General features: G+C 73.1%; 14 protein-coding genes. 10 read left to right on the top strand and 4 right to left on the bottom strand.

The features are described 5' to 3' along the window. Positions 1-46: 46 nt before the first annotated feature. Both AB0B98_RS22575 and AB0B98_RS22570 read left to right on the top strand, forming a co-directional pair. Entirely contained in the window at positions 47-493 is a 447-nt protein-coding gene (locus AB0B98_RS22575) for a response regulator (RefSeq protein ID WP_184186482.1), read from the top strand. Positions 494-607: 114 nt separating this feature from the next. After that, positions 608-1,129 (top strand): ATPase, encoded by a 522-nt coding sequence (locus AB0B98_RS22570; protein ID WP_357365051.1) that lies wholly within the window; start codon positions 608-610, stop codon positions 1,127-1,129. 19 nt (positions 1,130-1,148) lie between these two features. Here AB0B98_RS22570 and AB0B98_RS22565 read toward each other — a convergent pair whose 3' ends face one another. The 3 genes from AB0B98_RS22565 to AB0B98_RS22555 all read right to left on the bottom strand — a co-directional run bounded on the left by AB0B98_RS22565 (position 1,149) and on the right by AB0B98_RS22555 (position 3,872). Beyond that, a complete protein-coding gene (locus tag AB0B98_RS22565) occupies positions 1,149-2,000 on the bottom strand; it encodes a hypothetical protein (RefSeq protein ID WP_357365049.1) in 852 nt (283 codons plus the stop codon). A gap of 428 nt (positions 2,001-2,428) precedes the next feature. Next, on the bottom strand, positions 2,429-2,854 hold the full coding sequence (locus AB0B98_RS22560) for an OsmC family protein (RefSeq protein WP_196922768.1): 426 nt from the start codon (positions 2,852-2,854) through the stop codon (positions 2,429-2,431). 70 nt (positions 2,855-2,924) lie between these two features. Then, a complete protein-coding gene (locus AB0B98_RS22555) occupies positions 2,925-3,872 on the bottom strand; it encodes a serine/threonine-protein kinase (protein WP_357365047.1) in 948 nt (315 codons plus the stop codon). A gap of 190 nt (positions 3,873-4,062) precedes the next feature. Between AB0B98_RS22555 and AB0B98_RS22550 the strand changes: the two genes are divergently transcribed. The 5 genes from AB0B98_RS22550 (at position 4,063) to AB0B98_RS22530 (ending at position 10,222) form a co-directional block, all read left to right on the top strand. Further along, positions 4,063-4,293 carry a hypothetical protein gene (locus AB0B98_RS22550; protein ID WP_091408172.1) on the top strand — a complete coding sequence of 77 codons (231 nt, stop codon included), beginning with the start codon at positions 4,063-4,065 and terminating at the stop codon, positions 4,291-4,293. A 119-nt stretch (positions 4,294-4,412) separates the two neighbouring features. Beyond that, entirely contained in the window at positions 4,413-5,153 is a 741-nt protein-coding gene (locus AB0B98_RS22545) for a response regulator transcription factor (protein ID WP_357365200.1), read from the top strand. Further along, positions 5,131-6,636 (top strand): ATP-binding protein, encoded by a 1,506-nt coding sequence (locus AB0B98_RS22540; RefSeq protein WP_357365045.1) that lies wholly within the window; start codon positions 5,131-5,133, stop codon positions 6,634-6,636. Before AB0B98_RS22545 ends, AB0B98_RS22540 begins: the two co-directional genes overlap by 23 nt. Before the next feature lie 44 nt (positions 6,637-6,680). Beyond that, the gene (locus AB0B98_RS22535; RefSeq protein WP_357365043.1) at positions 6,681-8,948 is read left to right on the top strand and encodes a glycosyltransferase family 39 protein; all 2,268 of its coding nucleotides are present in this window, start codon (positions 6,681-6,683) and stop codon (positions 8,946-8,948) included. After that, entirely contained in the window at positions 8,945-10,222 is a 1,278-nt protein-coding gene (locus AB0B98_RS22530) for a glycosyltransferase (protein WP_357365041.1), read from the top strand. Before AB0B98_RS22535 ends, AB0B98_RS22530 begins: the two co-directional genes overlap by 4 nt. A 102-nt stretch (positions 10,223-10,324) precedes the next feature. On the opposite strand, the gene AB0B98_RS22525 is transcribed toward AB0B98_RS22530, so the two are convergent. Continuing rightward, positions 10,325-11,173, bottom strand: a complete 849-nt coding sequence (locus AB0B98_RS22525; protein ID WP_357365198.1) for an arginase family protein — start codon at positions 11,171-11,173, stop codon at positions 10,325-10,327. Between the two features lie 201 nt (positions 11,174-11,374). On the opposite strand from AB0B98_RS22525, the gene AB0B98_RS22520 reads away from it, so the two are divergent. From AB0B98_RS22520 to AB0B98_RS22510, 3 genes are read left to right on the top strand one after another with little or no spacing between them, the layout of a single operon-like run. Next, entirely contained in the window at positions 11,375-11,524 is a 150-nt protein-coding gene (locus AB0B98_RS22520; protein WP_165947858.1) for a hypothetical protein, read from the top strand. Positions 11,525-11,541: 17 nt separating this feature from the next. Next, complete coding sequence (locus tag AB0B98_RS22515) at positions 11,542-12,972, top strand: methyltransferase domain-containing protein (protein WP_357365039.1); 1,431 nt, start codon at positions 11,542-11,544, stop codon at positions 12,970-12,972. Then, positions 12,965-15,019: a sulfatase-like hydrolase/transferase gene (locus tag AB0B98_RS22510; protein ID WP_357365037.1), complete on the top strand. Its 2,055-nt coding sequence runs from the start codon at positions 12,965-12,967 to the stop codon at positions 15,017-15,019. The genes AB0B98_RS22515 and AB0B98_RS22510 overlap by 8 nt, the downstream gene beginning before the upstream one ends. The last annotated feature ends 188 nt before the right edge of the window (positions 15,020-15,207 follow it).

Genomic DNA, 15,207 nt, shown 5'->3' with positions numbered 1-15,207 from the left:
GGTGACCGTCAGGGTCCCGTCCCCGCCGACTCCGAGGCAGGTAGTGATGGGCGCAGACAGCCCGCAGCCGGTACGCATCCTGGTGGTCGACGACGACCCGGGTGACGTGCTGATGATCGAGGAGGCACTGGCGGACTCCGACGTCGACAAGATCATCGACGTGGTGAGCGACGGCGAGGAGGCGATGGAGTTTCTCCGCGCCGAGGGCCGGCACGAGCAGGCCCGCCGACCGGACGTGATCCTGCTGGATCTGAACATGCCGCGGATGGACGGTCGGCAGGTGCTCGGGGCGGTCAAGCAGGACGAGGATCTGCGCACCATCCCGATCGTCGTGCTGACCACCTCCAACGCCGACACCGACATCGTCGGCAGCTACACGTTGCAGGCCAACGCGTACGTCACCAAGCCGATCGACCTGGACGACTTCAACGACGTGGTTCGCCGCATCGACGAGTTCTTCGGTCGGGTAGTGGTGCTGCCCAAGCGCGTCTGACGCCCGCGCCGCCTGCGCGCATGCTGAACATTTTTCCCGAACCCCTTCGGCGCGAGCGGTCGCGGCCGAGGATCCAGGTGGGGAAGTAACAGCAGCTGCCTGGGGGGCGACAGTATGAGGTTCTCCGTCGTTGAGAACGGCTACGACCAGCGGCAGGTGGATTACTGCCTGGACGAGTTGGGGATCCGGTTGTCCCGGCTCGCGGCGCGGGCCGAGGGTGCGGCCGGGGCGGCCCGGGAGTGGGACGAGATCCGCCAGGAGGCAGCCTGGCTCAGCGGCCTCCTGCAACGACTCGACCTGGGCGACACGGCCGCCACCCGGCACGTCGGTGACGCGTCGCCGCGCGAGGCCACCGAGATCCTGGCCCAGGCCCGCGCCGAACTGGACGAGGCCCGCGAGGAGGCACGGCAGGTGCGGGAGCGGGCGTATGCGGAGGCCGTGCAGGCCCGACGCGACTTCGAGGCGGCGCTGGACGCCCGTCGACGGCGTGAGGTGCGGGTGGACGAAATCCTCAGCCAGGTGACCGTCGACCAGGTGCCGGCCGACACCCCCACCGCTGCCGCCGGGGTGCCGGGTAGCCGGGTCGGAGTCGGCGGCCCGGACGCGGGCGCGGAGCCGCCGTCCGGCCGCCGCTGAGACGGGCGGGCGCGGGCGCTCAGGCGGTGAGCGCCGCCGCGACGGTGCTCGCCCGGTCCTCGTGCTGGGCGTACGCGTCCGGGTAGGCGGAGATCTGCACGGCCTGGGCGGCTGCCGTGACGCTCATGTCCTGCCAGCCGGGGATCTCGTTGAGCGCGCTGTAGAAGGCCCCTGCGGCGTACGACGGGCGCATCAGCTGGGCGACAGTGCCCCAGCCGCTGCTGGGCCGCTGCTGGAACAGCCCGACCGAGTCGTGGTCGGAGCCGCTGCCCTGGTTCGGGTACTCCGCCGACTCCGGCAGGACGTCGCTGGCCAGGTTGTAGAGGTTGCTCTCCTGCATGGCGGTGGCCAGTGCCACCACCAGGGCCCGGCGCGGCATCTTCATCTCCAGGCCGACGTCCACGATGATCTTCGCGTTGTCCATCTGTGCCTGGTCGAGGCCGGCGACCGGCCGGGGGCGGCGGGGCTTGACCGGCTTCTTGGGCGCCTTGCGGACGGCGGTGGGGGTGGGCGTTGGCTTCGCCGTCGGGCTGGGCGGCAGGATCCGGGCCGGGGCGGCGTCGCGGTCCAACGACCGGGAGGCGCGTTCGTCGGCGATGGCGGCGCGGTCGGCCACCGCCTCGGCGAGCGGCTCGACAGTGCGGGGGGCGTCGTGGTTTCCGCGCGCGGTGGCGACAGCGACGAGGCTGAGGCAGCAGGTGACACCGGTGGCCAGCGCCACCCGCACCGGGGTCGAGCCCAGCAGGGCACGCCGCGACGGTTCGGCAGCGCGGTGACGGCCGATCGTCCGTTCGGTTGATGCGGCGTCGTCCGAGGGGGTGGTCGGGCGCGCGTCGGTCAGCTTCTGGTCGGAGGGGTCGTCGGGATGCACCTGCCGAGGCTAAAGACCTGAATGCCCGATGCCATCAGCCCGTACGGTGGCATGCGCCACAATTTGCCCTGATCATGCCGACTTTAGCGGGCAAAACATGAGCGAAGCTGATCAACCTCGCGGATGGCTCCAGACGGTTATTCCCGACTTGCCGGTGGAAAGGGCTCGTGTCGTTGGTCTCTCCGCCCGACATCCAGCCGCGCTCCCGAGTCCACCGAACAGCCGATGCCAGGCCCACCAAAAGTGCGACGGCTCCTCGGCCGACCTTCCGGTGGAGGCGGCGCTGTCCGTCCACTGCAAGATCGTGCTGGATCCAAGAAGTAGGGCCTTCAGGCAGGAACGAGGCAACTACAACCAGGATCAAGCACGATCATGCGGAACGGTGCGCTTCCCGACCCGCGGACCCTCGGGTCGGGGCGGTCGGCGGGTCAGTGGCGGCCGTTCTCGGCTGGGGTGACGGTCAGCCGGTGTCGGCTGGTGTCGCTGCTGGAGAACGGCCAGAGCCGGTCGGCGTACTCGACCAGGTCGGCCAGTTGATCTCGGCTGAGCCCGGCTGAGGAGATCTCCGCGTGGACGTCGGCCCGGTATCGACCGTCGTTGTCCCGGCCCAGCTTCGCCTCCGCGCGGACCTGCACGGTGTGCGCCTCGTCGGTGATCTCCCCGGCCACCTCCACTGCCGCGTGATGCAGGCAGGAGGCGAAGGCCGCGGCCAGCAACTGTTCCGGGGTCAGCCCGGTGCAGTGCGGCGCCAGCGGTGAGGCCAGCGCGGTGGAGAGCCCGCCATCGTCGGTGCGTACGTGACCGCCTTCGGCGGTCGCTGTGGCCTCACGCAGCCAGGAACTCTGATCCGGCATCGCGTTTCTCCCGTCGCTCACCAGGCCGGCTACCCCTTCGCCGCCTGACGAAACGCCGCCTGTCGTCCGGTCAGCGCCTGGCGGGCAGGTTCGGTTCGTCCAGCAGTGCCACCGCTTCGGTGGCTTCCGCGGCGGCCCGTTCGGTCCACGGCGACGTCGGGGCCGGCCGGCGGGTCGTCGGGATTGTCATGGGCACGTACACCCGGGCGTCCACCGCCTCGGCGAGCAGCAGCGCGGCGACCAGGCTGGTCGGACGCCGCTCGGGTTCGTCGGCGAGGCAGGAGTGACACAGCTCGGCGACCTCCGGCGGGAGCCCGGCGATGTCGGGCAGCGGCTCCGGTGGCTGACGGCGGCGGACGAGCAGCAGTTCGCTGCCGGTCGCCGCGCGGTAGGGCAGGCGGGCGGTGAGGCTGTAGTAGAGCAGCACGCCGAGGGCGTACATGTCGGCGGCGGGGGTGGCCGGCGCCTCGTCCAGCTGTTCGGGCGCCAGGTACGCCGGGGTGCCCAGCACCATGCCGGTCGGCATCGGGTCCGGCGCGCCGGCGGCGATGGCGATGCCGAAGTCGAGCACCTTCACGCCGGCCGGGGTGAGCATGATGTTGGCCGGTTTGACGTCCCGGTGCACGATGCCCTCGGCGTGCGCGGCGGCCAGCGCGGCGGCGACCTCCGCGCAGACCCGCACCGCGATCTGCCAGTCCAGCGGACCGGCGCGCAGGTGCACGGCGAGCGTCTCACCCTCGGCCAGCTCCATCACGATGTAGGGCACCGATCGGCCGGGCCACGTCGAGGACGTGCCGAAGTCGTGCACGCTGGCCACGTTGGGGTGTTCCAGGCGGGCCGCCGACCGGGCCTCCGCGCGGATGCGATCCACCGGGCCGTCCCGGTCGTCGCGGCCGGGCGAGATGAGCTTCACCGCGACCGGCCGGTCCAGCACCTGGTCGTAGGCCCGCCACACCTCGGACATCCCACCCACACCGATGCGCTGTTCGAGCCGGTACCGCCCGTCCAGCGTCCGCATCGACCACTCCTCGTCCTCGCCCCGCCGACGGCCGGGTGCTCAGATCGCGGTACCCGCACTCCGAGCTGGGCAAACCGAGGCCGGTTCGGCCCCGCGCACCTCGCTGCGCCCGAGCGGTGGGTGCGGTAGCTTGCGAGCCAGAGCCGGTGTCACCGATTGTGCCGGCACCGTCACCCGAGGGGACGCCGCGATGAGCGAGGTCACCGTACGTTTCGTCGGTGGGCCTGCGGACGGCCTGGTCCGGCTGCTGCCGGCCGGGTCGGACGGCGCCCCACCCCAGCGTTGGATCATGCGGCACCCGGACGGCACGGGTCCGGTGCAGCCCGGCCCCGACCACCTCTACGAACGCGACCGGCCCGACGAGGCCGGCGGCTGGAGCATGCGGTTCGTGCGCACCGACGCGTACGGGGTGTCCGAGTGACCACGAGGCGGGGCTGACCGGTGGTGTCGCCGGCGTCGCGTCGGCCCGGCCGCACAGCTCGCGCACAGCTTCCGCAGGGGCGCGGCACAGGCGTGAAGGCCACCATGGGGCCCATGGTCATGAACGGGCATGCCGCGCCGAGCCGGATCGAGCTGCGTCGCCCCGACGGTGAGCCCGTCCGGGTGCTGGTGGTCGACGACGAACCCACGCTCACCGACCTGCTGTCGATGGCCCTGCGCTACGAGGGCTGGCAGGTCCGCACCGCTGGCAACGGCACGGCGGCGTTGAGCACCGCTCGGCAGTTCCAGCCGGACGCCGTGGTGCTCGACGTGATGCTGCCCGACCTGGACGGTTTCCAGGTGCTGCGCCGGCTGCGCGAGCACGCCCCCACCGTGCCGGTGCTCTTCCTGACCGCCCGCGACGCGGTCGAGGAACGCATCGCCGGGTTGACAGTCGGCGGTGACGACTACGTCACCAAACCGTTCAGCCTGGAGGAGGTGATCGCCCGGCTGCGCGCGCTGCTGCGCCGTTCCGGGCTGGCGATCGCCACCCGGGAGGAGGCGGTGCTGACAGTCGGTGATCTCAGCCTCGACGAGGACAGCCACGAGGTTCGCCGGGCCGGCCAGCTCGTCACCCTCACCGCTACCGAGTTCGAGCTGCTGCGTTACCTGATGCGCAACCCGCGCCGGGTGCTCAGCAAGGCGCAGATCCTCGACCGGGTGTGGAACTACGACTTCGGCGGTCAGGCCAATGTGGTGGAGCTGTACATCTCGTACCTGCGCAAGAAGATCGACGCCGGGCGGGCGCCGATGATTCACACGTTGCGCGGCGCGGGTTATGTCCTCAAACCCGCCGAGTAGGCGCCGCCCGCTGCGCGCCGTCCGCGGGTGGCTGGCCGGGCGTTCCCTGCGTACCCGACTGGTGTTCGCCCTGCTCGCGCTGCTGGCGTTGGTCAGCGTCGCCATCGGTGGCCTGACCACTGTGGCGCTGCGGCACTTCCTGATCGATCGGCTCGACGCCCAGTTGGCCCCCGCGACGGCCATGCGGGGTGACCGCCCGGGACGGCCGGCCTTCCCCGGCAACGGACCGGGTATCCCACCCGGGCTGCCGTCCGGCGCGGTGGTCGCCGAGATCACCGACGGCCGCGTGACCAGCGCCCGGACCCTGACCAGAAGCGTCTCCAGCGCCGATCCGTTCCCCGACGAGCGGTCCGTCCCGGTGGGGGAGGTCGCCGTGCTGGCGGACCTGCCGGTCGACGCCAGACCGCGCACCGTCGACCTCGGCGATCGCGGTGACTATCGGGCCGTGGCCCGCCGGTACTGGGACGGCCGGGTACGCGTCGTCGCGGTCCCGCTCTCCGGTGTCCAGGAGACCGTGTGGGCGCTGGTCGCCGCGCAGGCCGGGGTGGCAGCGGTCGGGCTGCTGCTCGCCGGTGTGGCGGGCGCGCTGATCGTGCGGGCGACACTGCGACCGCTCAACCGGGTGGCCGCCACCGCCAGCCGCGTCACGGAGCTGCCCCTGGATCGGGGAGAGGTGGCGCTCGCCGTCCGGGTCCCGGCCGCCGACACCGACTTGCGCACCGAGGTCGGTCAGGTCGGCGCGGCGCTGAACCGGATGCTGGGCCACGTCGCCGACGCGCTCTCCGCCCGGCAGGCCAGCGAGACGCGGGTACGCCAGTTCGTCGCCGACGCCAGCCACGAGTTGCGGACGCCTCTCGCGGCGATCCGCGGTTACGCCGAGGTGGCCCGGCGTGGCCGTGACGAGGTTCCCGCCGACGTGGCGCACGCGCTGCGCCGGGTGGAGTCGGAGAGCACCCGGATGACGAGCCTCGTCGACGACCTGTTGCTGCTGGCGCGCCTCGACACCGGTCGTCCGCTCGCTGTCGAACCGGTGGACCTGACCGCCCTGGTGGTGGACGCGGTCAGCGACGCGCACGTCGCCGGCCCCGAACACCGTTGGCAGCTCGACCTACCCGAGGTGGCGATCCGGGTGCCGGGCGACGCCGCCCGGCTGCACCAGGTGGTGGCGAACCTGCTCACCAACGCCCTGGTGCACACCCCGCCCGGCAGCACTGTCACCACCACGCTTGCCGTCGACGACGCCGACGCCGTGCTCAGCGTCGCCGACGACGGGCCCGGGGTGCCGGTGGAGCTGCAACCGGAGATGTTCGAGCGGTTCGCCCGGGGCGACAGCTCCCGATCCCGTGCGCACGGCAGCACAGGCCTCGGCCTCGCGATCGTCGCGGCGGTGGTGGAGGCCCACCACGGCACGGTCGGGGTGCAGAGCCGCCCGGGTCGGACGATGTTCACCGTCCGGCTGCCGAATCCCACAGCTGACGCATAGTCGGCGCACGGCGTCGCGCCAGCCCGGCCGTCGAGGCTGGCCGCATGGACAGAACAGAGACCCTGCCGACGGCATCCGCCGCACCCGAGCCGCCGACGGCCACCCGCCCCGACGAGCACTCGCCGCCGACGCACCGGTCGCCGGCCTGGGCCCGGCCCGCGCTGGCGATCCTGCTGCTCGCCACCGGCCTGCTCTACCTGTGGGGCCTGGGCGCCTCGGGCTGGGCGAACTCGTTTTACGCGGCGGCCGCGCAGGCCGGGTCGGTTAGCTGGAAGGCGTTCCTCTACGGCTCGTCGGACGCCGCCAACTCCATTACCGTCGACAAGACACCCGCGTCGCTGTGGCTGATGGCCCTGTCCGTCCGCGTCTTCGGGCTGAACAGCTGGGCGATGCTCGTGCCACAGGCGCTCTGCGGGGTCGCCTCGGTCGGCGTGCTTTACGCGACAGTGAAGCGCTGGTACGGGTCGGCCGCCGGTCTGATCGCCGGCGCGGTCCTCGCGGTCACCCCGGTGGCGACGCTGATGTTCCGGTTCAACAACCCCGACGCGCTCCTGGTCCTGCTGTTGGTCGCCGGGGCGTACGCCACCGTGCGCGCGCTGGAGACGGCCAGCACCCGGTGGATCGTGCTGGTCGGTGTGCTGGTCGGGTTCGGCTTCCTCACCAAGATGTTGCAGGCGTTCCTGGTGGTGCCGGTCTTCGCCGGCGTCTACCTGCTGGCCGCGCCGGCCGGGCTGGGGCGGCGGGTCCGGCAACTGCTGCTGGCCGGGTTGGCGGTGGTGGTCTCTGCCGGCTGGTGGGTGGCGCTGGTCGAGCTGGTGCCGGCCAGCGCCCGCCCGTACATCGGCGGTTCGCAGGGCAACAGCATCCTGGAGCTGACCCTCGGCTACAACGGTCTCGGCCGGATCACCGGAGAGGAGGTCGGCAGCGTCGGCGGCGGTGGCGCGCGGCCGGGTGGCGGTGGTGGCCCGTTCTCTGGGCAGAGCGGCGTGCTGCGGATGTTCGGCGGTGAGATCGGTGGTCAGGTCTCCTGGCTGCTGCCGGCCGCGCTGATCCTGCTGGTGGTCGGCCTGCTGCTGGCCGGAAAAGTGGCGCGCACCGACCGCACCCGGGCCGGGTTGCTGCTCTGGGGCGGCTGGCTGCTGGTCACCGGCCTGATCTTCAGCTTCATGTCCGGGATCTTCCACGCCTACTACACGGTGGCACTCGCACCGGCGATCGGCGCGCTCGTCGGCATCGGCGTGACGCTGCTCTGGCGGCAACGCCGACTGCTGTCCGCGCCTGGACGTGTCCAACCCGGAACGTCAGCGGCCGTGCCCGCTGCCGCTCCGGCCGCCGGGACACCAGCCGACGACCCGCTGCCCGCGTCCGCTGAAGGTGCCGGCACACGCTGGGAGCGGTGGCGTCCACTCGCCGCCACGGCGACGCTCGCCGGCACGCTCGCGGTCACCGTCTGGTGGGCGTGGGTGCTGCTCGGGCGCAGCCCCGACTGGTACCCGTGGCTGCGGACCACCGTGCTCGTCGCCGGTCTGGTCGGTGCGGCGCTGCTGCTGCTGGTCACCCGGCTGCCCCGCCGGTTGGTGCCGGTGGTGCTGGGCCTTGGCGCGGCGGCGGCCCTGGCCGGCCCGGTGGCGTACGCGGTGCAGACCGCCGGTACCCCGCACACCGGGTCGATCCCGAGCGCCGGCCCGTTCGCGCCGGGCGGCTTCGGCCGGGGCGGTTTCCCTGGCGGGCGACCGCCCCGCGACATGGAACTGCCGACCGGCGGTCAACTTCCCGGCGGTGGCCAGTTCCCGGGCGGCGGCCAGAACGGCGGCGGCCAGAACGGCGGTCAGGGGCCAGGCTTCCCCGGCGGCCGCCGCAACGGCGTGCCCGGTTTCCCGGGCGGCGGCCAAGTTCCCGGCGCCACCGGCGGCCAGGGGCGCTCGGCCGGTGGAGGCATAGGCGGGCTGCTCGACGCCCGCGAGCCCGGCGCCACGCTGCGCGAGCTGTTGGAGCGCGACAGCGCAGACTACACCTGGGTGGCGGCGACCGTCGGCTCGAACAACGCGTCCGGCTATCAGCTCGCCACCGGCGAACCGGTGATGCCGATCGGCGGGTTCAACGGCAGCGACCCGTCACCGACCCTCGCGCAGTTCCAGCGGTACGTGGCCGACAAGAAGATCCACTACTTCGTCGGTGGCGGTGGCTTCCGGGCCAACGGCGGTAGCTCGGCGTCCCAGGAGATCGTCACCTGGGTCGCGGAGGCGTTCACGGCGCAGACCGTCGACGGGGTCACCGTCTACGACCTCAGCGCCGGTACGGAGGCGCCGTGACCGAGCTGGGTGAACCACGGGCCGCCGTCCAGGCCCGACCCACCGCCGCCGTGCTGGACGTGGTGATCCCGGTCTACAACGAGGAAGCCGACCTCGGCCCGTGCGTACGGCGGCTGCACGCCCACCTGAGCGCGCACTTCCCGTACCCGTTCCAGATCACCATCGTCGACAACGCCAGCGTCGACGACACCCTGAAGGTGGCCGACGGCCTGGCCGGTGAGCTGCCCGGCGTCGAGGTGCTGCACCTGGACGCCAAGGGACGGGGGAGGGCGCTCTCCGCCGCCTGGTCGGCGTCGTCCGCGCCAGTGCTGGCGTACATGGACGTGGACCTCTCCACCGACCTGGCCGCGCTGTTGCCGCTGGTCGCGCCGCTCATCTCCGGCCACTCCGACCTGGCGATCGGCACCCGGCTGGCGCGTACCTCCCGGGTGGTGCGCGGCGCCAAGCGGGAGGTGATCTCGCGGGCCTACAACCTGCTGCTGCGCGGCGCGTTGGCGGCGCGGTTCTCCGACGCGCAGTGCGGGTTCAAGGCGATCCGCGCCGATGTGGCCGCGCAGCTGCTGCCGTTGGTGCGGGACACTGGCTGGTTCTTCGACACCGAACTGCTGGTGCTGGCCCAGCGGGCCGGGCTGCGCATCCACGAGGTGCCGGTGGACTGGGTCGACGACCCGGACAGCCGCGTCGACATCGTCGCCACCGCCCTGGCCGACCTGCGTGGGATGGGCCGGCTGGGCCGGGCGCTGCTGACCGGCGCGCTGCCCCTGGCCGACCTGCGCGCACAGCTCGGCCGGGCGCCGCTTAGCGGGCCGCGTGCGCAGCCGGGCGAGACGCCGCTGACCGGGCCGCTTCCGGAGGCCGGCCAGACGCCGTCGGGGCAGGTGCCGGCCGGGTTGCCGCGGCAGCTGGTCCGGTTCGCGGCGGTGGGGGTGGCGAGCACGCTTGCGTACCTGCTGCTGTTCGTGGCGACCCGGGGCGTGCTCGGCGCGCAGCCGGCGAACCTGCTGGCGCTGCTGGTGACCGCGGTGGCGAACACGGCCGCGAACCGGCGGCTCACGTTCGGCATCAGCGGACGCCGGCACGCCGCCCGGCATCATGCGCAGGGGCTGCTGGCCTTCGCTCTCGGTCTGGCGTTGACCAGCGGTTCGCTGGCCGTGCTGCACGCGGTCCACGCCGTGCCCGCCCGGCCGGTGGAGCTGGCCGTCCTGGTAGCCGCGAACCTGGCCGCCACCGTGCTGCGGTTCGTGCTGCTGCGCCTAGGCATGCACCACCGCTAGCCCTCCGCCCCGTCGATCTTGCACTTACTGTCCCGACAATAAACTGCAAAAGGTGTGTTGCGGCCACTGAAAGTGCAAGATCGGCGGGGTGGGGTCGGGCGGTCAGTCGCTCAGGATCCCGGTGAGGACCTCGGCGACGCGACGGGCGTGCCGCCCGTCGGGGTCCTCGTCGGTGTTCAGGTCGGTCACGCTCATCCCGAGCAGCCGGTCGGCGCGGGCCAATGGCGTGACCAGCGCGATCAGGTCCGCCCAGCGCGGGCCGTCCGGCTCGGGGTAGGTCACCGCGGGCAGGTCGCGCGGGTCCACCACGTCCAGATCGAGGTGCAGCCAGGCCGGTCCGTCGCCGTTGGCGGCCAGGCTCGCACCGACCGTCGCCGCGCCCCGGCTCAGCAGCTCGGCGGCGTTGATCTGATGGATCGCCGGGTCGATCCGGGCCGCCTCGACCCGGCTGCTCTCGTCGGTGGCCGGGCGGTGCCCGAGCAGGTGGACGCGGTTCGGCTCGATCAGCGCGCCATCGGGGCCGACGGCGGCGGCGGGGCCGTGCCCGGTGACCACCGAGAGGTCCATGTCGGCGGCCTCACCGGTCGGCGAGGTCGTGCCGTCGAGGAAGTCCGGGTGGGCGTCGACGAACCACAGGTCGGTCGCCGGGGGCAGGGCCCGGCAGATGCCGGGCAGGATCGCGCAGTCACCGCCGAGCACCAGTGGTCGGTGGCCGTCCGCGATCAGCGCGCCGATCCGCGCGGCGATCGCGCCGCCGGCCCGGACCAGGCCCGCCGCGCCGATCACCCCGCTGGCCGGGTCCCGGGTCGGGTCGCGCAACAGCGCCTCGTCGATCCGCCCGTCGTCGTCGGCGGACAGGGCCTCGCGCAGGCCGGCCCGGCGCAGCGCGGCCGGGGCCCGCTCCTCGCCGCGCCCGGCGCCGGAGGAGTCCAGCGGCGCGTCCACGATCATCCAGCGCACGTCCGCAGCGTACCGGCGGGATCGGCCGGTCCCGGCCACATTCTGTGGTGCGGCTGGGAGTACGCCGATGTGCCCGCGACGGCGACGACGACCGGCGTACGGTGAGGGACAAGTCCGGCTTTCTGGGTCAAAAGCCTCATGGTGTACGGCCCGGGACGCCGGTGTCGAGGCGGCGAGGGCAAGGAGCGATCGGTGGAACATCTGGCCTACCTGGACGCGGGGTCCGGCAGCCTGATCGTGCAGGCGGTCGTTGGTGGGGTGGCTGGCGCCGCGGTCGCCGCCAAACTCTACTGGCGACGGCTGGTCGACAGGTTCCGCCGGCAACCCACCGACCAGCGCTGAGCGGGCCAGCCCCGACGATGGCGATCTCACCCACCGAGGTACGGCCCGAGCCGGCCTCCTTCCGCGACCCCGCCAACCGGGTCTTCCACGTCGGCGACGAGGTGCTGCGCGGGCTGGACCCCCAGGCCGCCGAGCACTGGCGGGCGCTGACCGGCAGCACGTTCTTCCCGGCGCTCGTCGCCGCGCGCAAGGTCTGCGCCACCGAGGACGCCCCGCCCACCCTGGTGCCCGCCGCTACCGGAACGCCGTGGGCCGCCGTGCTGCGCCACGAGCGCATCCCGTTCGTCTCCCACCCGTACGAGTGGTCGTTCAGCATGCTGCGCGACGCCGCCCTGCTGCACCTGGAGATCCTGACCGCCGCGCTCGGCGAGGGATTCACCACGAAGGACGGCTCGGCGTACAACCTCCAGTGGCGCGGCGCCCAACCGGTCTTCATCGACATCGGCTCCTTCGAGCCGGTCCGCGACGGCGAACCGTGGGCCGGCTACCGGCAGTTCTGCCAGACCGTGCTCTACCCGCTGATGCTCACCGCCCACCTGGGCGTCGACTTCCACCCATGGCTGCGCGCCCGGGTCGACGGCATCGAGGCCGACGAGCTACGGCCACTCTTCAACGGTGCCCGCCGGCTGCGCCCCGGCGTGCTGACCCACCTGCACCTGCACGGGGCGATGCAGCACCGCAACGCCGCCGCCAGCACCACCGAGGTCCGCGACCAACTGCGGGCCGCCGGCTTCTCCCGGGAACTGCTGCTCGCCACCGTGCGCGGCATCGAGAAACTGGTCCGCAAGCTGGACCGCCGCCCACCCGAAAGCCACTGGTCGGACTACCAACGCACCTGTGGCTACTCGGCCCGCGACCGGGTGGCGAAGGAGCAGTTCGTGGCCGCCGCGGTCGCCGCCGGCACCCGCCCCCGCCTGGTGCTCGACCTCGGCGCCAACGACGGCCGGTACTCCCGGCTGGCAGCCGGGCACGCCGACTACGTGGTCGCCGTCGAGCAGGACCCCACAGTCGTCGACGAGTTGTACCGACAGCTGCGCTCCGAGGGGCAGCGCCGCATCCTGCCGCTGGTGCTGGACCTGGCCGACCCCTCGCCGGGTGGCGGCTGGCGGGGCGTCGAGCGAGCCGGTTTCGCCGAGCGGGCGTCCGCCGACGTGGTGCTCGCCCTGGCCGTGGTGCACCACCTGGCGATCGGGCGCAACGTGCCGCTGCCGGAGGTCATCGACTGGCTGGCCGGGCTGACCGCGCCGGGCGGGGCGGTGGTGGTGGAGTTCGTCCACCCGGAGGATCCGATGGCGACCCGGCTGCTGGGCAACAAGCCCGCCGGTCTCTTCCCGGACTACCGACGCGACGCCTTCGAGACACTGCTCGCCGCCCGGGGGCGGATCACCGACCGGCTGGAACTGCCCTCGGGCACCCGCACGCTCTACCGGACGGTGATGGGTGGCTGAACCCTCCTCCGCCGACCCGCCGGCCCCGCCCGACCGGCGGTCCCCGACTCCGGGCCGGTGGCACCGGGGCTGGCGCGGGGAAATGGGTCGGCTGCTGGAGATCGTCGCGCTGGTCGGTCTCGTGGTCACCCAGCCACTGCTGGACGTGCTCGGCCGCAGCCCCGACTTCTTCCTCTTCCACCGCGCCGGCCCCGCCCAGATCCTGCTGCTGCTCGCCCTGGTGACGGTGCTGCCCACAGTCGCGGTGGCGCTACTCGGCGCGCTGAGCCGACTGGCCGGCCGGACCGCCCGCGCCATCACCCACACCGCGCTGGTCGGGCTGCTGGTCGCCGCCCTCGCCGTGCAGGTGGGCCGACACGTCACGCCGCTTCGGGGCGTACCGCTGCTGCTGGTGGCCGTGCTGGCCGGAGCCGCCGGCGGGGCCGCGCACCGACGGTGGCGGGCGCCGGGTCATGTTCTGCGACTGGCCGCCGCCGGCCCGGTGGCCTTCGTGGCGCTCTTCCTGCTCGCCTCACCCACCTCCGCGGTGGTCCTGCCGCGTGGCGACGGCGGCGCGGCCGGCACCGCGCAGGGCTCGGCAGTGCACCCACCGGTGGTCATGCTGATCCTCGACGAGCTGCCGCTGGTCAGCCTGCTCGGCGCGGACGGGAGGATCGACGCCGGGCGGTACCCGCACTTCGCCGAGCTGGCCAGCGGATCCACCTGGTACCGCAACTCCACAGGGGTCAGCGGGTGGACGCCCAACGCGCTGCCGGCGATGCTCACCGGCCGCTACCCGGCCAAGCCGGTGGCCCCGCACTACTCGCAGTACCCGGACAACATCTTCACCGCCTTCGGCGGCCTGTACGACATCCGCGCCGAGGAGAGCATCACCAGGCTCTGCCCGCCCAGCCGCTGCGAGCAGCCGGTCGCCCCGGAGCAGGGGCTCGGTGTGCTGGTCCGGGAGACCGGCAAGCTGTTCGGCCGGGTCGCCGGGCCGACGGAGAGCGCTGTCGACCCGGAAGACTCCTATCGCGAGCAGACCCGCGCCGAGGCCGGCCTGGACGCCGCCGAACCCGTGCCGGCCGACCCGAAGTTCCGCTGGGACAGCCTGGACGACAACCAACCGGCCCGGTTCACCAGCTTCCTGGCCGGGCTGAAGCCGACGGCGCGACCCACCCTGCACTTCCTGCACCTGCTGATGCCGCACTCACCGTGGGCCTACCTGCCGTCCGGCGCGCGCTACGACGCCCCCGAGGACCTGCCCAACGACGGCGCCGGCTGGGTCGACCTGGCCCGGCAACGGCACCTCGCCCAGCTCGGCTACACCGACCGGCTGATCGGCGAGACGCTGCGGACGCTGCGCGCCAACGGCCTCTACGACCAGGCCCTCGTCGTGGTGACCGCCGACCACGGGGTCAGCTTCCGTCCCGGCGCGCAGGGCCGCGGCATGGACGCCATCAAGGCCGCCGCCGGGGAGGTCGCCTGGGTGCCGACGTTCGTCAAGGAACCCCGGCAACAGACCGGCCGGGTGGACGACCGCAACTGGGAACACGTCGACCTGGTGCCGACGGTGGCCGACGAGGCCGGCGTCCGGTTGCCCTGGCCTGTCGACGGCCGCTCCGCCCGGCAGGCCCCCCGCACCGACGGTACGAAGCACTTCTACGACCGCCCCGGCGAACCTGTCACCTTCCCCGGTGGCGTGCCCGCCCCGCCACCCCTGCCGACACCCCACCCGCTGGTCGGCACCGAGGTACGCGCCGGCCCGGCCGCCGGCAGCGCCCGGGTCGCCGACCTGGCCGCGTTCACCGCCACGGACCCGGACACCGGCACCCTCCCGGCGCTGGTCTGGGGTGACGTCCCGGACCGGATCCCGGACGGCACACTGCTGGCCGTCGCCGTCAACGGCCGCATCGGGGCCGTCGTCCCGGTGGTGCCGGCCGACCCCGGCGGACGCCGGTTCGCCGCGCTGCTCGCCGACGACAAGCTGTTCCACGCCGGCACCAACCAACTCGACGTCTTCCAGGTCGCGACGGACGGTACGCTGCGACGCCTCACCCTGTCGTGACCTGGCGTCCGGGGTCGGTCCAGCCCGGTTGCCGGGGGCGGTCCGGCCTCGCTTCCGGGCCCGGTCCGGCCTGGTCCCGGTTGGCGGGATACCGGGTTTCCCGGCCGCCCGGTCGGGAATCGGGTGACGCAGACCTCACCGCCGAACCACGGCGGGCGTTGTCCCCCGAGCCGCAATTACGGTAGAAG

Origin of the sequence: Micromonospora sp. NPDC048947, assembly GCF_040649495.1 — a bacterium.
Taxonomy (GTDB): Bacteria; Actinomycetota; Actinomycetes; order Mycobacteriales; family Micromonosporaceae; genus Micromonospora; species Micromonospora alfalfae.
The sequence above is the reverse complement of the archived record's forward strand: the minus strand, read 5'-3'. Positions and strand labels throughout refer to the sequence as shown.